We start from the raw sequence: 24,902 nt of genomic DNA, 5'->3' as shown, positions 1-24,902 counted from the left end.
TCAGACAGCCGCCACCAGCCACATCGCGGCCGCCGACCCCAGCGGGATCGAGGCGTTGTCGTCGATGACGTACCCGCGAACGACCGGTGTCGTGCCGTCGGCCAGCGTCGCGGTCACCGCACCCGCCACCCCAGCAGACAGCGGCACCGCAAGCAGGCTCGCGATCCCCAGACACACCCCGAACGTCGCCAACAACACCCACCCCTGCTTGAGCCCCGTGCCGCTCCCCGACAACAACCCACTGACCGGATCGCCGATCGACAACATCAACACCGCCGGCACCGCCACGCTCGCGGGAAACACCACCACCGTCGCCGCCCCCGCGAGCATGTACAGCGCGTACCCCGCGGGGTTGTCCTGCTCGTACTCTCGCGTGAGCGCGTCGTACACCCGCCAGCTCACGCGCCCGGACAGCCGCAGCAGCTCCAACACGACCGCAATGGCTGCGCCCACCACGAACAACCCCTGTACGACCCGCCACGACACGACACCACCGAGAAACCCCGCCGGAATGACCGCGCCACTGGCGTGCACGAGCCGCCGGCGGAGTTCGCTCACAGCGCTTCGAAACGCAACTCGCCGTCTCGAAGCCCGACCAGCGTCTCCGCCACCTCCGCGATCGGCACGCGAACCTGTGTTGTGGTGTCCCGATCCCGCAGCGTCACCGCGCCCTCTTCGAGCGCTTCGTAATCAACCGTGACGCAGTACGGGGTGCCGACCTCGTCCTGGCGGCGGTACCGCCGCCCGATGTTCCCCGAGTCGTCGTAGGTCACCGCCAGCCCGGCCGCCCGCAGCTCCGCCGCGATCTCCCGGGCGCGCTCGCCCAGGCCGTCCTTGTCCATCAGCGGGAACACGCCCACCGTCGTCGGCGCGACCTCGGCGGGCAGCCGCAACACGTCCCGTGGTTCGCCGTCGACCTCGTCGGCCTCATAGGAGTGCGCCAGCGCCGTGTACACCGCCCGCCCGATCCCGAACGCCGGCTCCACCACGTGGGGGATGATGTGGCGGCCCGACTCGGTCTCCTCGGCGACCTCGAAGCCGGTCCGCTCGGTGGGCACGGTGTACGCCTCGCCGTCGACGTCCACCGTGACCTCGTCGCCGTCGAAGGCCGCCCGGTCACGGGCCGCCAGCGCCGCCAGCGCGTCGGCCACGTCGCCCGCAGCCCCGCCGAACTCCGGCCCCAAATACGACATCTCGGGGTCGACGCTCGCCCGCTCAACGGTCTTGGGCTCGTCGTACGCCTGGAACACGGTGAAGCTGTCATCGGCGTGCTCGTCGTGCTTCGAGAGGTCGTAGTCGGTCCGCGACGCCACGCCTTCCAACTCCACCCAGTCGCCGTCGACCTCACCCTCGGCGTCCCAGCAGTCCGACGCGTAATGCGCCAGCTCGCCGGGGAGGTGTTGGCGGAACCGGAACCGGTCCATGTCCACGCCGACGCGCTCGAACCACTGCTTGGAGCGCGCGAGGAAATACGCCACCCACTCGCCGCCCACCACGCCCTCGGCGAGGGCCTCCTGGGGCGTCAGCCGCAGGTACTCCTCGCCGGCTGCCTGCTGTGCGTCGACCGGGTACAGCGGCAACTCCACGTCGGCAACCCGGTCGAGGGCGGGGCCGTCGTCGGCGGGGTCCACGAAGAACTCCAGCTCCGCCATGGTGAACTCCCGGGTCCGCAACAGGGCGTTGCGCGGGCTGATCTCGTTGCGGTACCCCGTGCCGACCTGGGCGACGCCGAACGGCAACTGGTTGCGGGCGTACTCCTTGAGCCGCGGGAACTCCGTGAACATCCCCTGGGCGGTCTCCGGGCGCAGATACCCCGGGTCGCCGTCGCCGGGCCCGATGGTCGTGTCGAACATCAGATTGAAGCCGGTCACCGACTGGCCGGCCAGCGGGCCGCCACACGCCGGACACACCAACTCGTGGTCGGCGATGAGCGCCTCGACCTCGTCGGTCGGCATGGATTCGGCGTCCTCGACGTCGGTGTTGTCCTCGATGACGTGGTCGGCGCGGTGGCTCTCCCCGCAGTCCGGACACTCCACGAGCATGTCGTCGAAGTCGTCCAGATGGCCGGACGCCTGGAACACCGGCTCCGGCGTCACCGTCGGCGAATCGATCTCCATGTTCCCCTCGCGGGTGACAAAGCGGTCGCGCCACGCGTCCTCGATGTTGCGCTTCAGCGCCGCGCCCTCCGGGCCGTACGTGTAAAACCCCGCCGCGCCCCCGTACGCCTCGCTCGCCTGGAAGAAGAACCCGCGCCGGCGCGCGAGCTCGCTCACCGTCTCACTCATCGGTGAGCGCAGCCAGCAGGTCAACGTCGCGTACGATACCGGTGAGCTCGTCGCCGGACATCAGTGGGAGCTGCTCGATGTCCGTGTCGAGCATGGTCTGGGCGGCGTCCCTGGAGGTCCGCTTGCCGGTCACGGTCACGACGTCGCTGGTCATGAACTCCCGCACCGGTTCGGCGGGGATCTGGACGTTCCGCGTCGGCAGATACCGGCTGCCGACGGCCTTGATCGACTCCCACTTCCAGTCGTCGTCGTCGGCGGCCATCGAATCACCGGTGTTGTCCTCGCCCTCGACGACGCGCGCCACGTCGATGATGTCGACCTCGGTCACCATCCCCGCCATGTCGCCGGTCTCCCCGAGCACCACCGAGTACGGTACGTTAGCGTACGAGATGCTGCGCTCGGCGACCGTCAGCGGCGCGCCCTCGTAGGTCGTGTTGATGTCGCGGCGCGCGAGCCCCCCGACGTCGGTGTCGCCGTCGGCCTGCCCGTCGGCGATCGCACGCACCACGTCGGTCACCGTGACGATGCCCTCCAGGCGCTCGTCCTCGACGACCGGCACGCGTCGCGTCCCGGAGTCCACCATCAGCGACGCCACCTCCGGGACCGTCGTGTCCTGGGTGGTCGTCGGCACGTCCCGCATCAGCAACGCCAGCTGGTCCTCCTCGGGGCGCTCGATCAGGTCGTCCCGGGAGATGAGTCCGCGATACCGCTCGCCGTCCTCGCTTGCCTTCACCACGGGCACCGCGGAGAACGCCCGCTCCTGTAGGTATTCGAGGATGTCGTCCCGCGTCCCGGGCAGCTCGACCGTCACCACGTCGTCCCGGGGTGTCATCGCGTCAGCGACGTTCATGTGGGCGTCGTACTTGCCCCACCCATTTGTAGGCTACGACAGCTTGCGTCACCGACTCACGGGTCTACGCTGACGATCCACGGAGCCACCGCAGGCCGACCGCGGCGACCGCCACGTCGACGCACGGCGCGCACGCACAACACGAAACAGTGCGTACACCAATCACGAAGCTGTCGTGTCGGCCGCTGGTATCGCCACTCTCGGTATGCGTACGCGTGCACGCAGTTTCCACGCGCCGGTCGCGTTACACCGACCACGATCGCGCGGACTTGACGAAGAGCTTAAGTACATGCTATTGTCACCTATGACCATGACAGGTGACGGCATGTCCAACACGAGTCGTCGTCGGTTCCTGAAAGCCACGGGCGCGGCAGCCCTCACTGCCACCGTCGCTGGCTGCAGCGACAGCACCAGCGACGCCGATGGCGGCGGCGGCAGCGAGCCGACTGACGCGCCAACGACCACCGACGAAAGCACCGACTACCAGCCCGACTTCGACAAATACCCTTACGGGATCGACGAGACGAAAGTCGCGGAAGCGCGCAAGGTCATGGAGGAGGCCGGCTACGGCCCCGACAACAAGTACGAGCTCAACTGGCTCCAGTACCAGAGCCCGACGTGGAAGGAGATGGCGAACACCATCCGCGCCCGGCTCGAACAGGCCCACATCGAAATGACGATCAACGACGCCAACTTCTCGTCGCTGCTTGAAACCACCAAGCAGGGCGAGCACGAGGCGTTCACCCTCGGATGGGTTGCCGACTACCCGCGGCCGCGGAACTTCATGCAGCTCGTTCAGCCGGACAACACGATCTACGGCGGCGAAACCGCGGCCAACGGCGCACGCCTCTACTGGAAGGAGGACGCCAACTCCGATCCCGGCGTTCGGGAGTTCATGACCGAACAGTACGAGCGGCTCGTCAGCAACCCCGGCCAATCAGAGGACGCGATCCAAACTCGGAAGGACGCCGCAACCAACATGGAAGAAGGGCTCTGGGAGTCGGCTGCCCTCATTCCGGTGTACCACAACCTCGCCCAATCCTTCTGGTACGACCGGCTCGACTACAATCCACCCGGCGCGATGGGGTCCTCGAAGCAGAAGACGAACAATGCTGTCGCCGGCATCGACGGAAAGGACCGATTGAGCGGCATTTCGTCCACGTTCAACTCTCTGGACCCGGTCGCCTCGGGCAACACCGCAAGCGGGGCCAAGGTGATGGACCTGTTCGACGCGCCGACCAACTACAAGAACGGTCGGACGGAGATCTCGAACCTCCTCATCACCGACTACGAGACCAACGACGACCTCTCCGAGTACACGCTCACGTTCAAGGAGGGCGTGCAGTTCCACGGCGACTACGGCGAGATGACCGCCGACGACGTCGTGTACTCGATCCGTCGGCTGGCGGAGTCGACGAACTCCACCAACCAGTCGTTCGCCATCTCCACGCTGGGCATCGAACACGAGGTCGACGAGAACGGCGCAGTCAAGCGCGCCACCGGCGTCGAAGCCGTCGACGACTACACGGTTCGCCTCACACTCGAATCGCCGTTCCCGTACGCCCTCGACGCGCTAACGTACAGTGCGTTCTCCGTGGTTCCGGAGGGGATCGTCGGTGACATCGAGGGCTACGAGGGCGACATGCCGTACCCGGAGTTCTCCGCGTCGAACCCGGTCGGCACCGGTCCGTTCACCTTCGTGGAGTGGGACTCCGGCAACGGCGGGTCGTACTCCGCGGATGCCTTCGAGGACTACCACGACGGCGCGCCGGCGATCGACGGCATCGACGACGCCATTATCTCGGACGACACGGCACGATACAACTACTTCCTGAACGAGAACGCCGACTCCACCGGCATCCCGACCTCGAAATACGATCCATCACTGCACTCCAGCGGTGAGACGCTCCCCGGTGGCCGCAAACTCGGCACGTACGGCCCCATGGAGAACGACAAGACGGTGAACTCCTCGTCGGTTTCGACGATCGACACGTACTACGTCGGCTTCAACATGACCAAGGTCCCGAAGCCGGTGCGCAAGGCGATGGCGTACGTGATCAACCGCGAGCAGTTCGTCTCGGACGTGTTCAAGGGCCGTGGCGTCGGTGCCTTCCACCTGCAGCCGCCACAGCTGTTCAGTGACGGCCAGGAGGGGTACAACAACCATTACCAGGGCGAGTAACCGGCTGAGTCAGTAAATCGAACCTTTTTTTATTACCTAATTCAACCCTTGAGTCACATCCGCACGCTTGCGACACCCTAGCGGATATCAACTATGTACGCCGCCGAAACAACAGTCCGTGGTGATACACAATGAACCGACCACTATACATCGCGAAACGGTTACTTCTCGGTGTCCCGGTCCTCCTGTTCGGTCTCACACTCACCTTCCTGATCCTGTACCTGGGGCCGATCGATCCCGTCCTCGCCATCCTCGGGAAGGACGCAACCCCAACCGCCGCCCGCAACCTGGAGATCTCCCTGGGGATCCGATACCCCAACGGCAGCCTCGTTCCGCTGTGGGTGCAGTACAAGAACTTCCTCGTCAACATGGTGACGTTCGACTTCGGGACGTCCTGGGCGATCGCCCGAAACCAGCCCGTGGCCGCCATGATCGTCGGCCGCCTGCCCGCAACCATCTGGCTCGGCTTCTGGTCGGTGCTGGTTGCGCTTTTCGTCGGCATTCCGGTCGGCCTGTACGCGGGCCTCAACTCCAACTCGTGGAGCGATTACGCGGCCTCCTTCGGGGGAATCGTTTGGCGTGCGATGCCGAACTTCTGGCTGGCAGTGATGCTGTCCGGGCTGATCACCGCCGGCGGTGTGCTTTCCGGATACCGTGATCTCATCATCGAAACCGACGTTGTCGGCACCTCGAACGCGCTCCAACACCTGTTCTCGGGGATCGACCCGTTCGCCGGCGTGCCCGTCTTGGAGTTCTTCTGGATCCCCGTTCCGAACCTCGGCCCGATGGCCGAAGCGTTCAAATGGATCCTGCCGGCGGCGCTCGTTCTCGGGTCCTCATCGATGGGTAACGAAGTCCGCATCGGCCGGACTGCCGTCCTCGAAAGCCTCCGGTCCGAATACGTCGACACCGCGAAAGCCAAGGGCGTCTCCCCCCGACGCATCATCGTGAAACACATCGGCCGAAACGCGGTCATCCCGCTGCTCCCGGTCATCATGGGCGAGTTCTACTTGCTCATCGGCGGCTCCGTTCTCGTCGAGAAGGTCTTCAGCATCAACGGGATCGGGAACCTCTTCATCCGCGCCGCGTTCAACTCCGACATCCCGGTGATGATGTCGCTGGTGTTCATCTTCATCCTCATGCAGATCCTGTTCAACCTCCTCCAGGACGTGCTGTACACGTACATCGATCCGCGAATCACGCTGTCAGACACGACCGAGTAACACAATGGCCGCAAACACCACTCACGCAGACGACACACGAGACACCACACGCCGCAGCACCGACGGTCTCTGGACTCGCATCCGCACCAACCCCCAGCCGGCCCTCCGATGGGGTGTCGTCGCTGCAGTGCTGGTCGTACTGGAGCTGGGTGCTCTTACGGGCGGAATCCTCACGCTCGTTGACGCCCTCGTCATGGGTGTCACCGGTCTCATCGATGTCATCGTCGGACTGGTTTCCCCGGCGTTGGCCGGCCGAGTCGTTGACGTCCAACTGGCGCTCAGCACGTTCATCGAGGGCGTTCGGTCGACGGCACAGAGCCTCCCGACGCTTCTCAGCCGCGATGTCATTCCCAACCAGGGGTACAACGACCCCTCGACCGTGCGGTCGTTCCTGGGATTGTCGTACAACGCCTGGACCGGGCCGTTCCTGGGACTGTCGCCCGCCGCCGCGTGGGCGATCCGGATGGCGTTGACACTCGCGTACTCGCTGTTCACCTTCTACTGGCTGTACCGCGGCTGGCTCACGTTCCGCACCCACTACCGCAGAGCCGGCTGGACGCCCCGCGACGACATGGTCAATCGGCTCCGCAACCACTCCTGGGGGAAGTTCGGGATCGTCGTCCTGGTGTTGTTCCTCACGATGTCGCTGTTCGGAACGACGCTTGCGCCCTCGACGGTTCAGCAGAACATCACCGCCTCGTACGGCAACGAGGTCCAGTACGTCTCGGACGACACCGGCGCCGTGGAGACGATCCCCGTCGGGGAAGCGAACTTCAACTCGAAATCAAAGGGCAACCCCGCACAGAACGTGGGTGTCATGACGTACGACGACTACGGGCGGTTCCATCCGTTCGGCACGCTCCCCAACGGCCGTGACCTGTTCACGTATATGATGGGTGGTGCCGAAACCACGCTGATGGTGACGGGTATCGCCATCGGGATGGCGGGGTTCATCGCCGCGCTGCTGGCGTTGGTGTCGTCGTACTACGGGGGGACGGTGGACCTCTCCGTGCTGACGCTCGCCGACGGGATCGTCTCGATCCCCCAGCTGTTGTTGTTGATCATGGTCAGTGTCGTGTTCCAAGACCACTGGCTCAAGTCCGTGTTCAACGGCGGGCTGCTGTTAGCGCTGGTGTTCGGGCTGACGACGTGGCCGGTCCTGTGGCGTTCGCTCCGTGGCCCGGCGTTGCAGGTCGCCGAAGAAGAGTGGGTTGACGCCGCGAAGAGCTTCGGCCAGCAACCCACGGTCACGATGCGAAAACACATGCTGCCGTACGTGCTGGGGTATCTGTTGATCTACGCGTCCATGACCGTGGGCGGCATCGTCATCGCGATGGCGTCCCTGTCGTTCCTCGGCAACGGACTCGGGATCACGCCGCCGACGCCCGCGTGGGGCCGCGCCATCTCCCAGGGGCAGCCCTACGTGTCGTCGGCGTCGTGGCACATCGCCCTCATTCCCGGCCTGATCATCGTCGTCCTGGTCACCGGAGCGAACGCGCTCGGGGACGGCATCCGTGACGCGATCGACCCCGAGAGCGAAGGCGGCTCCGAGGAAGAAGCTGCGGCCACCGGAGGTGGTGCATAGATGCAATCCACGACACCGACAGCCGACGACGACGACCCGCGGGACGAATCGATCCTGTCTATCCGGAACCTACAGACGGTCTTCCGGACGGACCACGAACACATCCGCGCCGTTGACGGGATCTCGCTGTCGATTTCGCCCGGCGAAACGCTCGGGATCGTCGGCGAATCCGGCTCCGGGAAAAGCGTCACTGCGCGGTCGATCATGGGGCTGGTCGACGCGCCGGGCGAAGTCCTCCCGGAGTCCTCGATCGTCTTCGACGGCACCGAGCTCACGGAGCTCAGCGCCGACCAGTACCAGGAGGTCCGCGGGAGCGGCGTCGGCATGATCTTCCAGGACCCGCTGAAATCCCTGAACCCCGTCTACACGGTGGGCAACCAGATCCGGGAGGCCCTCCGGATCAACCGCGGGATCACCGGCCAGGAGGCCACGGACGTCGCCATCGACCTGCTCGAAGACGTCGCGATCCCCGACCCCGAGCGGCGACTCGACGAGTACCCCAACGAGTTCTCCGGGGGGATGCGACAGCGCGCAGTGATCGCGATGATGCTCGCGTGCGACCCCGACGTGCTCATCTGCGACGAACCCACGACCGCCCTCGACGTGACGATTCAGGCCCAGATCGTCGAACTCCTCCAGGACATCCAGGCCGAGCGTGACCTGGCGATCCTCTTTATCACCCACGACATGGGCGTCATCGCGGAGATCAGCGACCGCGTCAACGTGATGTACGCCGGCGAGTTCGTCGAGAAGGCACCGGTCGAAGAGCTGTTCGCAAACCCCAAACATCCGTACACGCAGGGCCTGTTGGACGCCATCCCGGGAACGAGCGTCGACGACGAGCGGCTCAACACCATCGAGGGCGACGTGCCAACGCCCAACCAGCCCGCGACCGACTGCCGGTTCGCCCCCCGGTGTCCCAAGGCGTTCGAGGACTGCACCGAGGTTCATCCGACACACGTCTCGGTGTCCGACAGCCACGACCACTCGACGGCGTGCCTGCTGTACCCCGAGGGGAAATCGCGCACCGAGCGCGTCGAACACCACCGCTCGCAGGCCCCCGCCGACACGCAAGGAGGTGCCCAGGAATGAGCCAGCAATCGATCCAGTCGACCGCGGACGCCGACCAGCACAGCCAGCCACTCGTGGAGGTCACCGACCTCAAAAAACACTACGGCGACGGCGGCCGGTTCAGCGGCCCGCCGGTCAAGGCCGTCGACGGCGTGAACTTCGAGATCCAGGAGGGCGAAACCCTCGGGCTGGTGGGTGAGTCCGGCTCCGGGAAGACGACCCTGGGGCGCACGCTCATCCAGCTCGAAACCGCGACCGAGGGCACCGTCTCCTTCGACGGCCGGGACATCACGAAGCTCACCGGCAGCGACCTCAAGCAGTGGCGCAAGAACGCCCAGATCGTCTTCCAGGACCCGGATTCAAGCCTCAACGACCGCATGACCATCGGTGAGATCGTGCGCGAGCCCCTGGACGCCCACGACTGGAACTCACCCGCCGAGCGCCGGGACCGCGTCAAGGAGCTGTTGTCCTCAGTCGGCCTCCAGGCGGACCACTACTACCGGTATCCCCACCAGTTCTCCGGCGGGCAACGCCAGCGCATCGGCATCGCACGCGCACTCGCCCTGGAGCCGGAGTTCATGGTCCTCGACGAACCGGTGAGCGCGCTCGACGCCTCCGTGCAGGCGAAGATCCTCAACCTCTTGGAGGACCTCCAAGACGAGTTCGGGCTTACGTACCTGTTCATCGCCCACGACCTCTCGGTCGTGCGTCACATCTGCGACCGCGTCGCAGTCATGTACCTCGGCAAGATCATGGAGATCGGCGAGACGGAGGAGCTGTACGCCGACGCGAAAAACCCCTACACGCGGTCGTTGTTGTCCGCGATCCCACGGCCCGACCCCACCATCGACCGGGACCGAATCACGCTTCCCGGTGCCCCGCCCAGTCCCCGCAACCCGCCGGCGGGGTGTCAGTTCAGCACCCGGTGCCCGGCGAAGATCCGGCCCGAGGCGTACGCCGACATCGACGACGACACGTGGAGTCGCATCGAGCAGTTCCGCGAGGTCGTGCGTGAGCGCACCCGCGACCAGATGGGGGTTCGTGACCGCGTGAAACGTCGCTTGGGCACGTTCTCGAAGTACGACGACATCGAGGAGGCCGCCGACGACCTGTTCGCGGACGTCGACCTCCCAGCGGGAATCACTGACACCGTTGACACCGCCATCGAAGCAGTCAAAGACGGCCGTCCAACCGAGGCACACGACGCCCTCACACGGGAGTTCGGCGGCGTCTGTGACACCGAGCGCCCCGACATGCACCAGGTCAGTGACGCCGGCCGGCTGAGCTACTGCCACCGCCACGATTCGGAGTACGACTCGGTCGCCGACACGCTCGCCGACCGGTCCCACGAGTAACCACTGTCATGCACGAGCGCGCGCTTCGACTGATCGACCTGGTTTATTCGGCAGGGCTCGTGTCGGGTGCGCTCGTCGCCACCACGCTCGCCGCCACCACCCTGCTGGGGGCGTCGCTCGTGACGGCGAAGTTCGCGCTCTTCGTGGTCGGCGTCCTGCTTTCGGGTCTCGGTTTCATGGCTGTGCGGCCCGCGCCCGCAGCCCCCCACAAGGACGAGCTCGTGTCGGTGAGTTCGCAGTCCCAGACCAGCGTCGAGCGCTGGATCCAGACCATTCCCCCGCTGGACAGCCAGCCGCTGCGACACCCCGACCGCATCAGCCGCAACTGGAAGCTGCTCGTGACCGGCCTGGTCGTGCTCGCGGTGTCGGCGTTCATGGAGTTCGTGTTGGGAATCTCCGTTGCGAGCCCGTGACGGCGCTCATCCCGGATTTCGCATGGTTTATGTGGTCGGTGTTGATTGTACACATATGACCACGAATACGGCGTCCGCACCGCGGTTCGTCATCAGCTGGGTTCTGCGGAAGTTCGTCGGCGTGTTCGTCGCGTACGTTTCCGTGGCGAGCCTGACGCGCGCGATCTCCGGCGGTAGCACCATCGGCATGGTGTTCTACGCGCTGCTGGTGGCGGTCGGCGTCTACCTGTTCGTCAACATGTAGGCACGGCGGTGGCCTCAGGGCTGGCGGTCGTACGCGTAGTACGCCGCCGGCTCCGGGAAGAACGCCGACACGTCGTCGTGTGTGAACGCACCGTACTCGGTGTGATCGATCGCTTTTACGCGTGTGTGCATCTCCTCACGGTCGGTCGCCGCCCGCACCAGATCGGTGGCGTCCCGCATCCGGAACGTTCCCGCGAGAAACACCACGACCTCGGCGTCCATGTCGAGCTGCTCGACGACGACGTAGACGTGGCCCTCCTGTGTCCGCTGGTAGACGGCCGTCTCGGTGAACTCGGCGCTGTCGTAGTGGGATTCGAACGTCTCGCCGTCGGCCTTCGAGACGATGAACGTCAACCCGAACTCGTCGTCGGCCCCCTCCGCCGGTGGGACCGGCGCCGTACTCCCCGCGGTGATGGTGCAGGTCGTGAACCCGTTTTCCTCGCGGTCGGCGGCCATCGCCTCGATGTCCTGCAGCGTTCGCTCCCAGTTGGTCTTCACCGACTCGCTCGTCTCGGAGAGATGGGCTCCGTTCGCGGCTGGCCCGTCACCGCGGGATTGCTGGTCCATACTGGGTGCCAGACCGCCCACAGTGAAAGCTTTTCCCACGGCACTCGACGACAGTCCGCGTTCGCCGGCGACGTGGCACCGAGTCAACCCGCCGACAGCTTCGACGCTGTTAAGTACTTCCTGTGGTGTTGTAGCATACGTCATGTCGACTGACGCCACGCCCGCGGCGCACGCAGGGACCGACGTGATGGCTTCGCTGGACGACGACGGCCCACGCGCCCGACTCGTCATCGCCGACATCTCCACGGACGACGCGTGGATGTCGGTAACCGAGGCCCACGCCACCCCGCTTCCGGCGTGGCGGTAACGGCGTTCCCGACACCGCAACGCCAGGACTTTTGCGCACCCGCATCCTTGAGACGAGCATGAACGCTCGCGAAGTCACGGGTGGCCGTGAGTTCGTCGTCCGCCTCGACCCCGGTTCGGAGTGGCGCACCGAACTCGAAACGCTGGCCGCCACGGAGGACATCACCGCCGCCTGGTTCACCGGTCTCGGCGCCGTCCAGGACGCGGAACTCTGGTATTACGACCAGGACGACTTCGAATACACCGCCGCCGAGTTCGACGAACCCCTCGAGGTCGCCGCCTGCGTCGGCAACATCGCCACCCTCGACGGCGAGCCGTTCGCGCACACGCACGCGACACTGTCGCGGCGCTCCGGGCAAGCCCTCGCGGGCCACCTCGAACGCGCGACCGTGTTCGCCGGCGAACTGTACGTCCGCGAACTCGACGCCGACCTCGTTCGCGAGCACGACGCCGCCACCGACCTCGACCGCTGGCTGTAATGCGGCCCACCGACGAAACCTACTTCGAAACGCTGGAAACCGGCCTCGACGACGCCTTCGAGGTCGCGGAAGCCGCCCGGGAACGCGGCGAAGACCCGACGCCGAACGTCGAAATCCCGGTCGCAAAGGACATGGCCGACCGCGTCGAGAACATCCTCGGGATCGACGGCGTCGCCGAGCGCGTCCGCGATCTCGACGGCGAGATGAGCCGCGAGGAGGCCGCGCTGGAGCTCGTCGCGGACTTCGTCGACGGCCGCGTCGGCGACTACGACACCGACGCCGGCAAGATCGAGGGCGCGGTCCGCACCGCGGTTGCACTGCTCACTGAGGGCGTGGTCGCGGCCCCCATCGAGGGGATCGACCGCGTTGAAGTCAACGACAACGACGACGGCACCCAGTACGTCGCGGTCTACTACGCCGGCCCCATCCGGTCGGCCGGCGGCACCGCGCAGGCGCTCTCGGTGCTCGTCGCCGACTACGCGCGTGCGATGCTCGGCATCGACGCGTTCAAACCCCGCGACGACGAGATCGAGCGCTACGCCGAGGAGGTCGATCTCTACGACTCCGAGACCGGTCTCCAGTACTCCCCGAAGGACGCCGAAACCACGTTCATCACCGAACACTGTCCGGTGATGCTGGACGGCGAAGCAACCGGCAACGAGGAGGTCGATGGGTTCCGCGATCTCGAACGCATCGACACCAACTCCCCGCGGGGCGGCATGTGTCTCGTGCTCGCGGAGGGCATCGCGCTGAAAGCCCCCAAGATCCAGCGCTACACCCGGAACCTCGACGAAGTCGCGTGGCCGTGGCTCCAGGACCTCATCGACGGCACCATCGGCGCCGACGACGCCGACGAAGACACCCCGGACGCCGGCAGCGACAGCGACGCATCCGACGACGGGGACGCCCCCAGTGCGAGCACCGACACCGAGGAGCCACCCCGCGCCGACCCCTCGGACAAGTTCCTCCGCGACCTCATCGCGGGCCGGCCGGTGTTCGGCCATCCCTCCAAAAACGGCGGGTTCAGGCTGCGCTACGGGCGTGCGCGAAACCACGGGAACGCGACCGCGGGCGTCCACCCGGCGACGATGCACTTGCTCGATGACTTCCTCGCGACGGGCACCCAGATCAAGACCGAACGCCCCGGGAAGGCCGCGGGCATCGTCCCCGTCGACTCCATCGAGGGGCCGACGGTGAAACTCGCCAACGGCGACGTCCGCCACATCAACGACCCCGCGGACGCCCTCGACGTCCGCAACGGCGTCGCGGAGATCCTCGACGTCGGCGAATACCTCGTGAACTACGGGGAGTTCGTGGAGAACAACCACGAGCTCGCGCCCGCCTCGTACGCCCCCGAGTGGTGGATTCAGGACCTCGACGCCGCGGGCGCGGACGTGCAAGCCCTCCGGGACTCGCCGTACGTCGATCTCACCGCCCCCACCGCCGATCAAGCCATGGCGTGGGCGACCGACTACGACGCCCCGCTGCACCCGGCGTACACGTACCTCTGGCACGACATCGACGTCGAGCAGTTCCGCGCGCTCGCCGACGCCGTCGCCGACGCCCACACCGACGCCAGCGACGACGACGACCGCGGTGTGCTCGTGCTCGATCACACCACCACCGTGCGCGAGACGCTCGAAGCGCTCCTGGTCACCCACCACCAGGGCGACGACACCATCCGGGTCGACGACTGGCTGCCGCTGGCGCGCTCGCTCGGCGTCACCGAATCGCTCGACCGGGAGTGGGAGACGCTCTCTGAGGCCGCCGCCGAGTGGCCCAACGCCGTCCGCGCGGTCAACGAAGTCGCGCCGTTCAGCGTCCAGGAGCGCGCCCCCACACGCATCGGGAACCGCATGGGCCGCCCCGAGAAATCCGAATCCCGCGATCTCTCGCCGGCCGTCCACACCCTGTTCCCCATCGGCGACGCCGGCGGCAGCCAGCGCGACGTCGCCGACGCCGCGCGGTACGCGCCGGACATGTCCGACACGCCCGGCGAAATCCCCGTCCGGGTCGGCGACCGCGTCTGTCCGTCCTGCGACGAGCACACCTACGAATCGCGGTGCCCCGACTGCGGGGACTGGACCGACCCCCACTACGAGTGCCGGGACTGCGGTGCCGTCGCCACCCCCGACGAGTCCGGGCGCGTCGAATGCCCGAACTGCGGGCGGGACCTCGACAACGTCACCACACAGGTCATCGACATCAACGACGAATACCACGGCGCGCTCCGCGCCGTCGGCGAGCGCGAGAACGCCTTCGACCAACTCAAAGGCGTCAAGGGACTGTTATCCGCGGAGAAAACCCCCGAACCCATGGCGAAAGGCGTCCTGCGCGCGAAACACGACGTCACCGCGTTCAAGGACGGCACTGTCCGCTACGACATGACCGACCTCCCGGTGACCGCCGTCACACCCGCGGAGCTCGACGTCACTGCCGGGCAGTTCCGCGAACTCGGCTACGACCAGGACATCCACGGCGACCCCCTCGAACACGACGACCAACTGGTCGAACTCCGCGTGCAGGACGTGGTGCTCTCCGACGGCGCGGCCGACCACATGCTCAAGACCGCGGACTTCGTCGACGACCTCCTCACCCAGTATTACGGCCTCGACGCCTTCTACGACCTCGACGACCGCGACGATCTCGTCGGCGAACTCGTCTTCGGCATGGCACCCCACACGTCGGCCGCCGTCGTCGGCCGCGTTGCCGGCTTCACCTCCGCGTCCGTCGGCTACGCCCACCCCTACTTCCACGCCGCGAAACGCCGGAACTGCTTCCACCCGGAGACGAACGTCTGGTTCCGCGACGAGTCCGGGGAGTGGCACCACGACCCGATCGAGACACTCGTCGAGGCGCGACTCGATCCCGACACGGCCGACGAGGACGACTTCGGAGCCCTCGTGCAGGCCCTCGACGGCGACGTGTTCGTGCCCTCGGTGACCGAGGACGACGAGGAGACCCTCCAGCGAGTCGAAGCCGTCTCCAAACACCCCGCCCCGGACCACCTCCTCGCGGTTGAGACGAAACGCGGCCGGGAACTGACCGTGACCCCCGACCACTCGATGCGTCGGTGGACCGGGGACGGCATCGAACGCGTCGACGCCCGGGAACTGACGGCGGGCGACGCTCTTCCCGCACCGACACAGGTTCCGGGCGACGACGAGACGGCGACGTCCGATCCGCGTTCCGAGTCCCTGGACGGCACACACCCGCAGCGACGCTTCGGTGACGGCGGCAGCGTCCGGACCGACGAGGTCGTGTCCGTCGAACCGGTCCGATCCAGCGTCGACCACACGTACTCCCTGACCGTCGCGGAGACCAACACGCTCGTCGCAAACGGCCTGTTCACCGGGCAGTGCGACGGCGACGAGGACTGCGTGATGCTGCTGATGGACGGCCTGATCAACTTCTCGAAGTCGTACCTGCCGGACAAGCGCGGCGGCCGGATGGACGCGCCGCTGGTGATGTCCTCCCGCATCGACCCCGCGGAGATCGACGACGAAGCCCACAACATCGACATCGACCGCGAGTACCCCCGGGAGTTCTACGAGGCGACCCGGGAGCTGGCCGACCCCGAGGACGTGGCGGACCTCATCACCCTCGCGGAGTCGACGGTCGGCACCGACGAAGAGTACACCGGCTTCGGGCACACCCACGCCACCTCCAACATCCACCTGGGGCCGTCGCTGTCGGCGTACAAGACCCTGGGGTCGATGATGGACAAGATGGACGCCCAACTGGAGTTGGCCCGCAAACTCCGGTCGGTCGCCGAAACCGACGTCGCCGAACGCGTCATCGAGTACCACTTCCTCCCGGACCTCATCGGGAACCTGCGCGCGTTCAGCCGCCAGGAAACCCGGTGTCTGGACTGCGGGGAGAAATACCGCCGCATGCCGCTCAGCGGCGACTGCCGGGAGTGCGGTGGGCGCGTGAACCTCACGGTCCACGAGGGCTCCGTCAACAAGTACATGGACACCGCCATGCGGGTCGCCACCGAGTACGACTGCCGGGAGTACACGAAACAGCGCCTCGAAATCATGGACCGACGCCTGGAATCCGTCTTCGAGGACGACACCAACAAGCAAAGCGGCATCTCCGATTTCATGTGACCACGGCGCTCGCCGCGCGCGGCGCGCTCAGAACGGGGCCTGTGGGCCTTCGTCCTCGGCGCTCTCCTCGGTGTCGCCGTCCTCGCCCGGGAACGACGGCGTCATCCCGCTGCTGTCGCCCATGCCCGTGCCCGCGTTGACGACATCGATCTCGGGGATCTCCTTGGTCATGCGGGACTTGATCGCTTGGATGGTCATCGGTGAAATCCCGCAGCCCGAACACGCACCGCCGAGCTGGAGGTCCACGACGCCGTCCTCCCGGTTGATGTTCTGGACCGCAGCGGTGCCGCCGTGCATCTGAATCTGTGGGAAGTTCCGACGGAGGAAGTTGTCGACGCGCTCCTCTAGATCCGACCCGTCCTGGCTCTCTGCGCTCATGTGTCCGGGTTGGCACTCACCCCGCTTAGGCCTTTTCGTCGGCTTGGCCACCGATCCCGAACTGGTCGCGGAGGTGCACGCAGATGCGGTCGGTGTGTTCGTCGATCACGTCGCGCGCGTGGTCGGCATCGACCTGGACGCCCGCCAGCCGGTCCAGCGGGTCCGCTGGCAGTTCGACGCTGAACCCGCTGTCAGCCTCGTAGAACGGCTCGCTCTCCGAGAGCACCTGCTGGTCGATGGCGTGGACGAGCTTGCGGTCGTAGGTCCCGTTCATGTCGTCGAACGCCCGCTTGTAGGCGGTTTCGAGCTTCGGGAAGTAGTCGACGTACTTCTGTTCCTCGAACTCTTCGGCCGTGAGATCGCTCATACTCGCCGTTTGGACGCCCGCCTGCAAGTGCCCGTCGGAACCTCCCGCACACAGCGCGCCCGCCAGTGGGTGCGATCCAGTTTTCGGCGTGGATGGCGGCCGTCGCATCCAGCCATCATCCGTTCGCACGACTGGTCGTGTTCTGCCCCCCCGTTGGATCGTTCTGTATCGTAGAAATTGGTTTATGGCTCGCCGTTGGTCGCAGTCGCGTTCGCCATGCTCGACTGGGAGCCAGTCCCCACGTGGGTGGCTCCAACCCGGTACTTGCGTCTTGCCGACCGGTGGCTCGGGTGCACCCCGAGCGTCGCTGGCCTGATCGCAGCATCACTCGGACGCCGGGCGCACCTGTGCTGGCGGGCTGCGATCCCCTCGGTTGGACTCCTGACCGCGCACGGTTGCCATCGTAGTCACCGTGCCATCCCGGCCCGCCACTACAATAAAGCACATACTGCAATACAGAACTCACGTGGCACAGTTGTTCACGAGTTCAATGATCGGGATCCTGAGGGATAGCAGCTCAGTCACACGGCACCAAACAGCCGGGCCACCCTCAAAGAGGGGGTCTCGTGGCGGCGGCCGCCCGCCTTACGCTGGCCGTCCACAGCGGCCGCCAGCACATAGTTAATATAACTACACAACGTACAGACGCAGATGACCACGCTGGACGCCGGTGCAGCCAGCCCGGTTCACGTGCTGTACGTGAACGACGACGACGACTTCGCTGAACTCACTCGCAGGAAGCTCCAGAGCGCGCCGGCATCGTTTACCGTCACCACGGTGGGGACCGCAGCCGATGCACTCGCCCGGCTCGACGAATCGGCAATCGACTGCGTCGTCACGTCGTACTCGCTGCCGGACACCACGGGGATCGACCTCCTCGAACGGATTCACGACACCGACCACGATCCGCCAACGATCCTGTTCACTGGCCGGGGCAGCGAGCGGATCGCAAGCGAGGCGACGCGCGCGGGCGTCTCCGACTACCTCCCGATTCATGCCGGCCAGCGCAGCTTCGAGTTGCTCGCGCGCCGCGTCCGGACGCTCGCCGAGGCAGCCCGCAAGGAGACGGTCGCCGAGGAGATGTCGGACCGGTTCCGACGGACGCTCGAACGCTCCACGGACGCCGTCTACGCCGTCGACGAGGACTGGCGCATCGAATACATGAACGAGACGATGGCCGACCGCATCGACTGTGATCGTGACGCCGTGGTCGGCACCGTACTCTGGGAGGAGTTCCCCTCGCTGGTCGGGACGCCCCTGGAAGAACAGTACCGCACGGCGATGGAAACCGGCGAGTCGGTGTCGTCCGAACAGCGCCTCGGCGCGCCCTTCGACTACTGGGTCGACGTTCGGGCGTTCCCCGACGACGACGGGTTGACCGTGTTCTCCCAGGAGATCACCGACGAGCGCGAGCAGGCCCTGGCGCTGGAGCGCAGCGAGACGATCCTCCGCCACATCCACGATGTCGTCTTCGTCGTCGACGATGCGGGCGTCGTTGAGTTCGCCAACGCCGCCGCACAGCGCGTGATCGGCGGCACACAGTCCGCGCCGCTGGTCGGTCACCACCTGCCGACGATCATCGAGGACCGCGGCAGCACCGCCGACGCGACGAGCGTTTCGGACGCGATCGACTCGACGCTGGCGGAACTCGAAAGCGACGGCGGCACCGCCGGATTCTACGATGTCAACCTGCCAATCGACTTCGACGCCGGCAACGACACCCGCACGCTCGACGTTCGGTTCACGCCGTTCCGGACTGCGGTCGACCGCCAGGTCCTGGTTGTCGGGCGAGACATCACCGAGCAAAGCGACGTGCGGCGACACCTCGAACGCGAGCGGGACGCACTCCGGGAGATCCAGCGCGTCGTGGCTGAGACGGAGCTGTCCGTCGACGAACGCCTCGAAGCGCTGCTGGCGGTGGGGTGTCAGGCGTTGGACCTGGAGATCGGGATCGTGTCCCACATCCACGGCGAGCAGTACACCGTCAAAGCCGCACACACGTCCGGCGTCGACATCGCGCCCGGCGACGAGTTCGATCTGGCGACGACGTACTGTGAATCAGTCGTCCGCAGTGACACCGTCTGTTCGTTCAGTGACGCCACCGCCGACGGGCGCGAGACCCACCCCGCCTACGAGGAGCTCGGCCTCCAGTCGTACGTCGGCGCGCCGCTGATCGTGGACGGCGACCGCTACGGGACGATCAACTTCTCCAGTCCGGCCACGCGGGTCGCCGACTTCGACGCGATCGAGGAGACGCTCGTCGAGCTGCTGGCGGAACTCGTCAGCGCGGAACTCTCCCGGGGCCGCGACCGCGCGGAACTCCAGCGTCGCCAGTTCCTCTTCGAGCGCATGCAGGAGACCGCCAACGTCGGTGTGTTCGAGTACGCCCCGTCGACGGGGTCGCTCGAGTGGTCCGACGGCGTCCGCCGGATCCACGGCGTCGATCCGGGGTACGAGCCGTCGTTCGACGACGCGATCGACGCCTACCATCCCGACGACCGGGAGACGATCGCAGCGGCCGTCGACCGTGCACTCGACGAGGGGGAGCCGTACGACCTCGATCTCCGGATCGTGCGTCCGGACGGCGTGGTGCGTGACGTCCGCGCGTGGGGCGAGCGCGTCGACAGCCCACAGCACGGTGCTCGGACGCTGCGGGGAGTGATCCAGGACATCACCGGGCGGAAGTCCCGGGAGCGCGAGCACAAAGCGCTCGCCGAGGAGTACGAGGCGCTCCTGGAGACGTCCGGTGACGCGATCTTCCTGCTCGACGTCGACACCACCGGCGACGAGCCGCGCTTCGAGTTCGCGCGGCTCAGCCCCGGCTACGAGGCCCAAACCGGCTTGGAGACGGCGGCGGTCAAAGGGAAGACGCCGCGGGAGATCTTCGGCGACGAACAGGGCAGCGAGGTCGCCGCGAACTACCGCCGCTGTGTCGACGAGTGCGCCCCGATCTCGTACCGCGAGGAGTTGGATGTCGGCCCGGACGCCCGGTTCTGGGATACGGGGTTGGCACCGGTGGTCGTCGACGGCGAGATCGTTCGCATCGTCGGCATCGCGCGCAACGTCACCGACCAGGTCGAGCGCGAGCGCAGCCTCGAAGCAACCAACCAGCGCCTGGAGTCGCTCATCGAGGCAACCCCGCTTGCGGTGATGGAGATCGACCCGGACGGCACGGTCACGCGCTGGAACGACGAGGCCGAGTCGATGTTCGGGTGGACCCGCGAGGAGGTGGTCGGCGAGTTCAATCCGGTCGTTCCGGACAGCCAGCGCGACGAGTTCGAGGACCACCGTCAGCGCGTCCTGGGCGGCGAGCGGATCCGCGGGATGGAGCTGCGCCGCCAGACGAAGTCGGGTGGCGACCTGGATGTGCTCCTGTCCGCCGCGCCGGTCCCGGGCGCTGACGGGGAGACGACCAGCCTCCTCGCCGTGCTTGAGGACATCACTCCCCAGAAGCAACTGGAGGCGAAGCTGCGCGCCCTCCAGGAGACTGCGCGGCGGCTCACGAGCGCGCAGTCGAGCGCGGCGGTGGGTGAGATCGCCGTCGAGGTGGCGGCCGACGTGCTCGGGTACGACCTCACCGCCGTCTGGGAGCACGACGAGCAGTCGGCGTCGTTGGTGCCACTCGCCGCGACGGGCGCCACGCGGGAGGCGTTCGACGACATCCCGACCCTGCAGTCCGGCGACAGCCTCGCGTGGGACGCCTTCGAGTCCGCGGAGCTGCACGTGTACGACGACCTCGAACACCAGTCCGATCTGGTGGCGTCGGGGACCCCCCTGGAAAGCGGCCTGTTCGTGCCCCTCGGCGGGTTCGGTGTCCTCGGTGTGGGGGCGACCGCCGGGCAGACGTTCTCGGACACCGACGTTGATCTGTTCCGGATCCTGGGGTCGACCGTGGCAGCGGCGCTCGCTCGCGCGACCCGCGAGACCGAACTGCAGCGACAAAACGAGCGCCTCGATCAGTTCGCGAGCGTCGTCGCCCACGACCTCCGGAACCCCCTCTCGGTCGCCACAGGGTTCCTGGATATCGTCGCGGACACCGGGGAGTTGGAGTACCTCGACCGGATCGAGTCCGCCCACGACCGCATGGCGCGGCTCATCGACGACCTGCTCACGCTGGCCAGCGGCGAGTCGACGGTCACCGACGCCGAGTGCGTCGACTTGCACGCAGTGACGACCGAGTCGTGGGGCTACGTCGACACGGCCGAAGCGACGCTGTGCGTCCGCGACGACCTCCGCACTGTGTCCGGCGACGGCAGCCGACTGACCCAACTGTTCGAGAACGTGTTCCGGAACGCCGTCGAACACGGGGGCGCTGCTGTCACGGTGACGGTCGGCCAGCTCGCCGACCGCGAGGGGTTTTACGTCGCCGACGACGGCGACGGGATCCCCGAAGACGAGCGCGGCGACGTGCTCGATCACGGCGTCACCTCAAGCGACGCCGGCACCGGGTTCGGGCTGTCGATCGTCGAGGACATCGCCAAAGCCCACGGCTGGGCGGTCGTCGTGACGGCGGGCGCGGACGGCGGCGCGCGCTTCGAGTTCGAGACCGATCCCTGACCGCGGTGCTAGTCGCCGCCGCGCTGGGCGGCGAGCACGCCGCTGGCGGCGTCCAGGAACGCCCGCTCGTTGCCCGCCGGCACGGTTGCACCCGCGGCGGCCTCGTGGCCGCCCCCGTCGCCGCCGGCCGCAGCCGCGGCCTCTCGAACGACCACCGCGAGATCCACGCCGGCGTCGACGACCCTGGCGGTGGCGCGCGCCGACACCTTCACCGCGGGCTCGTCGTCCTTGGCCGCGAACGCGACGATGGGGCGGTCGTTCTCGGTTTCGTCGCCGCTCAGCGCCATCCCAGCGACGATGCCCACGATGGTCTCCCGGATGCGGTCGTCGGCGTGGAACCACTGGAGGTCGTCCTCGACGGTGACGCCCTCCCGTGTCACCCACGACACGCCCTCGGAGAGCGTTTGCCGGTGTTCCTCGCGGAGCGACCGCGCGCGCTCAAGCGCGTCACCGCGGTCCCCCATGCAGACCGCGAGCCCGACGTCGGCGCGCTCGTAGCGCGCCGTCGCGTTCAGCAGCGTGGCGAACTCGCTTGCGTCCCGCAGCGCGGTGCCGGGCTCCTCGTCGGTGAGCGTGTACGTCGTGCCCACGAGGGTCGTCACTTCCGCGCTGGGAACGCCGGTCCGGACGGCGCGCTTGACGAGCGCGCTGACGACGGTTCGGCGCTCGTCGTGGTCCAGTGACGCCCACGTCCGCCAGTCGCCGCCGTCGTGGAGGTCGACATCGAGGGCGTCGAGGAACCGGATCGCGCCCTGGTGGTCGTTCGTGATGCCCGGGATGTACAGCTCGCTTGCGTACTCCAGGAGCCTCGGCAGCGGCCGCGTCTGCGTGCCGTACAGCGCGAGCCCGGTGGCGGTGTCCAGCACGCCCGCCTCGACGCCGTCGGCCGCGACGCGGGTGTTCGCGCCGACGAGTTCGCCGTCGACGGTTTGGCGGTCGCCGACCGCGCCGACGACAGCCAGCGCCGCCAGATCCGTGGCGTCCGCTCCGAGCAGCGCCCGCGCAAGCACGTAGGTCGCGCCCGCACCGGACAGCTCGGTGCCGCCGTCGACGCCCTCCAGCAGCGGGTTGAGGTGGTAGTCGGTGGCGGCGTTCTCGGCGGGCTGGTGGTGGTCGGCGATCACCGGCGTGAACTCGCCCGCCCGCTCGTGGGCGGTGATCGCGTCCAGTTGCCCGCTGCCGAAGTCGGTGAACAGCACTGTCCCGTGGTCAGCGCCCGCAATGTCGGCGATTTCCTCGTCGTCGAGTTGCTTCGAGAACACGACCTCGTGGGGGATGGCCGCACGCTCCAGGGCCGTCGACGCGATGCCCGCGCTCGTCAGGCCGTCGGCGTCGATGTGCGACGCCACGAGGACGCTGTCGGCGTCCCGCAGGGCGTCCGCGCAGGCCGCTGCGCGCTCGGCCAGCGCCGGCACGGGGGGGCCGTCGGTGTCCATCACTCCCGGATAGCGCGCACTCGCGTAAAAACGTCCGCCTACGCGTCCTCGATGGTGGCCCGCGCCAGCGCCTCGAAGCCGGCGTCGTCGGGCACCACGTCGACGCTGATGCCGTGGTCGGCGGCCGTCTCGGCCGTCGGCGGGCCGATGGCACCCACCGTGGCGTCGGCGAGCCCCTCGCGGGCGGCCGACTCGATGCCGCGCTCGCGGGCGGCCGCCAGCCAGTGCTCGACGGTCAGCGAGGACGTGAACAGCGCCGCGTCGAGATCGCCGGCGGCGGCGAGTTCCGTGGAGTCACCCGCGCCCGCCGGACGCGTGAGCGCGTACAGCACCGTTTCGTGGACGTACGCGCCGGCCTCGGCCAGCCCGTCAGTGAGCACCGCCGAGCCGTGGTCCGAGCGCGCCACCTCGACGCGCGCGCCGTCGATGTCGCCGTCCAACGCGGCGACGAGCCCGGCGCTGGTGTACTCCTCGGGGACCACGTCGACCGTCCAGCCCGCCTCGCGGCAGGCGTCGGCGGTCGCCGGCCCGATGGCTGCCAGCCGCCCGCCGCCCGGCGTCCACCCGCTGTCGGCGGCGAGTTCGACGCCGGTCTTGCTCGTGACGACGACGACAGCGCCGTCCCCGCGGGGGACAGCCCCGGTCGGGTCGACGGCCAGCATCGGATCCGGAACCGGCACAGCGCCCAGGTCGTCGAGCAGCGCGACGGCGTCCGCGATGCGGTCGTCGTCGGGCCGGAACACCGCGGCGTTCACGGCTCGCCCTCCACCCCGTCCCAGAGGCCAGCGACGCCGCCGATGACGGTGATCGCGGGCGGCGAAATCCCCGCCTCGTCGCGGGCCGCAACGATCGTGGCCAGGGTGCCCGTGGCGACCTGCTGGCCGGGCCGCGTTCCCTTCTCGACGAGCGCAACCGGCGTCTCGGGGTCCATCCCCGCGTCCCGGAGCGCGGCGGTGTACTCCGGCAGCTTCCCGACGCCCATCAACACGACGATGGTGCCGCCGGTGTCGGCCAGCGCCCCCCAGTCGACGGCGGATTCGTCCTTGCCGGGGTCCTCGTGGCCGGTGACGAACGACACCGAGGAGGCGTGGTCGCGGTGCGTGACCGGGATGTCGGCCGCCGCCGGCGCGGCAACCGGCGACGTGACGCCCGGCACGACCTCGAAGTCGACGCCGTGCTCGGCGAGGTACAGCATCTCCTCGCCGCCCCGCCCGAACACGAACGGGTCGCCGCCCTTCAGCCGCACCACGTCGTTGCCGTCCTCGGCGAGCTCGACGAGTCGCGCGTTCGTCTCCGACTGGGGGGTGCGCTCGCCGCCCGCGCGCTTCCCGACGTCCTCGCGTTTCCCCTCGGGGATCGACGACAGGATCTCCGGACCGGGGAGCTTGTCGTGTAACACCACGTCGGCCGCCTCCAGCAGCCGCGTCGCCTTCACCGTCAGCAGCTCCGGATCACCGGGGCCGCTCCCCACGAGGTAGACTGTGCCGGTCATT

Annotated in this window: 20 protein-coding genes; 11 read left to right on the top strand and 9 right to left on the bottom strand. The window is 67.5% G+C overall.

The genetic code is table 11. The features are described 5' to 3' along the window. From ACOZ32_RS03530 to ACOZ32_RS03520, 3 genes are read right to left on the bottom strand one after another with little or no spacing between them, the layout of a single operon-like run. A complete protein-coding gene (locus tag ACOZ32_RS03530; RefSeq protein WP_012289491.1) occupies positions 1-558 on the bottom strand; it encodes a dolichol kinase in 558 nt (185 codons plus the stop codon). Then, complete coding sequence (gene glyS, locus ACOZ32_RS03525) at positions 555-2,285, bottom strand: glycine--tRNA ligase (RefSeq protein ID WP_205251217.1); 1,731 nt, start codon at positions 2,283-2,285, stop codon at positions 555-557. Before glyS ends, ACOZ32_RS03530 begins: the two co-directional genes overlap by 4 nt. Continuing rightward, positions 2,278-3,135 (bottom strand): CBS domain-containing protein, encoded by an 858-nt coding sequence (locus tag ACOZ32_RS03520; RefSeq protein ID WP_010903755.1) that lies wholly within the window; start codon positions 3,133-3,135, stop codon positions 2,278-2,280. The genes glyS and ACOZ32_RS03520 overlap by 8 nt, the downstream gene beginning before the upstream one ends. A 310-nt stretch (positions 3,136-3,445) precedes the next feature. On the opposite strand from ACOZ32_RS03520, the gene ACOZ32_RS03515 reads away from it, so the two are divergent. The 7 genes from ACOZ32_RS03515 to ACOZ32_RS03485 all read left to right on the top strand — a co-directional run bounded on the left by ACOZ32_RS03515 (position 3,446) and on the right by ACOZ32_RS03485 (position 11,208). Next, positions 3,446-5,317, top strand: a complete 1,872-nt coding sequence (locus ACOZ32_RS03515) for an ABC transporter substrate-binding protein (RefSeq protein ID WP_424334938.1) — start codon at positions 3,446-3,448, stop codon at positions 5,315-5,317. Between the two features lie 131 nt (positions 5,318-5,448). Further along, positions 5,449-6,540, top strand: a complete 1,092-nt coding sequence (locus tag ACOZ32_RS03510; protein ID WP_285271279.1) for an ABC transporter permease — start codon at positions 5,449-5,451, stop codon at positions 6,538-6,540. Between the two features lie 4 nt (positions 6,541-6,544). Further along, positions 6,545-8,125, top strand: coding sequence for an ABC transporter permease (locus tag ACOZ32_RS03505; RefSeq protein WP_136361636.1), 1,581 nt, complete (start codon positions 6,545-6,547; stop codon positions 8,123-8,125). After that, positions 8,126-9,217, top strand: a complete 1,092-nt coding sequence (locus tag ACOZ32_RS03500; protein WP_235157166.1) for an ABC transporter ATP-binding protein — start codon at positions 8,126-8,128, stop codon at positions 9,215-9,217. It begins immediately after the preceding gene. Continuing rightward, positions 9,214-10,551, top strand: coding sequence for an ABC transporter ATP-binding protein (locus ACOZ32_RS03495; protein WP_424334937.1), 1,338 nt, complete (start codon positions 9,214-9,216; stop codon positions 10,549-10,551). Before ACOZ32_RS03500 ends, ACOZ32_RS03495 begins: the two co-directional genes overlap by 4 nt. An 8-nt stretch (positions 10,552-10,559) precedes the next feature. Next, positions 10,560-10,964, top strand: a complete 405-nt coding sequence (locus ACOZ32_RS03490; RefSeq protein WP_136361634.1) for a DUF7555 family protein — start codon at positions 10,560-10,562, stop codon at positions 10,962-10,964. 55 nt (positions 10,965-11,019) lie between these two features. After that, the gene (locus tag ACOZ32_RS03485; protein ID WP_227970891.1) at positions 11,020-11,208 is read left to right on the top strand and encodes a hypothetical protein; all 189 of its coding nucleotides are present in this window, start codon (positions 11,020-11,022) and stop codon (positions 11,206-11,208) included. A 14-nt stretch (positions 11,209-11,222) separates the two neighbouring features. On the opposite strand, the gene ACOZ32_RS03480 is transcribed toward ACOZ32_RS03485, so the two are convergent. Next, complete coding sequence (locus ACOZ32_RS03480) at positions 11,223-11,774, bottom strand: DUF7529 family protein (RefSeq protein WP_136361633.1); 552 nt, start codon at positions 11,772-11,774, stop codon at positions 11,223-11,225. Between the two features lie 142 nt (positions 11,775-11,916). Between ACOZ32_RS03480 and ACOZ32_RS03475 the strand changes: the two genes are divergently transcribed. The 3 genes from ACOZ32_RS03475 to ACOZ32_RS03465 are packed head-to-tail and all read left to right on the top strand — an operon-like array spanning position 11,917 to position 16,671. Next, a complete protein-coding gene (locus tag ACOZ32_RS03475; RefSeq protein ID WP_012289488.1) occupies positions 11,917-12,081 on the top strand; it encodes a DUF7556 family protein in 165 nt (54 codons plus the stop codon). A 58-nt stretch (positions 12,082-12,139) separates the two neighbouring features. Continuing rightward, positions 12,140-12,559, top strand: coding sequence for a PPC domain-containing DNA-binding protein (locus ACOZ32_RS03470; RefSeq protein WP_010903746.1), 420 nt, complete (start codon positions 12,140-12,142; stop codon positions 12,557-12,559). Further along, on the top strand, positions 12,559-16,671 hold the full coding sequence (locus ACOZ32_RS03465; RefSeq protein ID WP_136361632.1) for a DNA-directed DNA polymerase II large subunit: 4,113 nt from the start codon (positions 12,559-12,561) through the stop codon (positions 16,669-16,671). Before ACOZ32_RS03470 ends, ACOZ32_RS03465 begins: the two co-directional genes overlap by 1 nt. Before the next feature lie 27 nt (positions 16,672-16,698). On the opposite strand, the gene ACOZ32_RS03460 is transcribed toward ACOZ32_RS03465, so the two are convergent. Then, the gene (locus tag ACOZ32_RS03460) at positions 16,699-17,049 is read right to left on the bottom strand and encodes a NifU family protein (RefSeq protein ID WP_010903744.1); all 351 of its coding nucleotides are present in this window, start codon (positions 17,047-17,049) and stop codon (positions 16,699-16,701) included. Positions 17,050-17,074: 25 nt separating this feature from the next. Continuing rightward, positions 17,075-17,416 (bottom strand): DUF5783 family protein, encoded by a 342-nt coding sequence (locus tag ACOZ32_RS03455; RefSeq protein ID WP_136361631.1) that lies wholly within the window; start codon positions 17,414-17,416, stop codon positions 17,075-17,077. A 651-nt stretch (positions 17,417-18,067) separates the two neighbouring features. Here ACOZ32_RS03455 and ACOZ32_RS03450 point away from each other — a divergent pair. Beyond that, positions 18,068-21,973 carry a PAS domain S-box protein gene (locus ACOZ32_RS03450; RefSeq protein ID WP_136361630.1) on the top strand — a complete coding sequence of 1,302 codons (3,906 nt, stop codon included), beginning with the start codon at positions 18,068-18,070 and terminating at the stop codon, positions 21,971-21,973. An 8-nt stretch (positions 21,974-21,981) separates the two neighbouring features. Here the strand turns inward: ACOZ32_RS03450 and ACOZ32_RS03445 are convergent, their stop codons facing one another. Genes ACOZ32_RS03445 through cobA form a run of 3 tightly spaced genes read right to left on the bottom strand, consistent with a single transcriptional unit; the run spans position 21,982 to position 24,901 of the window. Continuing rightward, positions 21,982-23,409: a DHH family phosphoesterase gene (locus tag ACOZ32_RS03445; RefSeq protein ID WP_136361629.1), complete on the bottom strand. Its 1,428-nt coding sequence runs from the start codon at positions 23,407-23,409 to the stop codon at positions 21,982-21,984. 38 nt (positions 23,410-23,447) lie between these two features. After that, positions 23,448-24,188: a uroporphyrinogen-III synthase gene (locus tag ACOZ32_RS03440; protein WP_136361628.1), complete on the bottom strand. Its 741-nt coding sequence runs from the start codon at positions 24,186-24,188 to the stop codon at positions 23,448-23,450. Continuing rightward, positions 24,161-24,901, bottom strand: coding sequence for a uroporphyrinogen-III C-methyltransferase (cobA, locus tag ACOZ32_RS03435; protein WP_010903739.1), 741 nt, complete (start codon positions 24,899-24,901; stop codon positions 24,161-24,163). Before cobA ends, ACOZ32_RS03440 begins: the two co-directional genes overlap by 28 nt. Position 24,902: the final 1 nt, after the last annotated feature.

Source organism: Halobacterium sp. MBLA0001 (assembly GCF_049705385.1).
Lineage (GTDB): Archaea > Halobacteriota > Halobacteria > Halobacteriales > Halobacteriaceae > Halobacterium > Halobacterium salinarum.
This window is presented reverse-complemented; position numbering and strand designations above follow the sequence as displayed.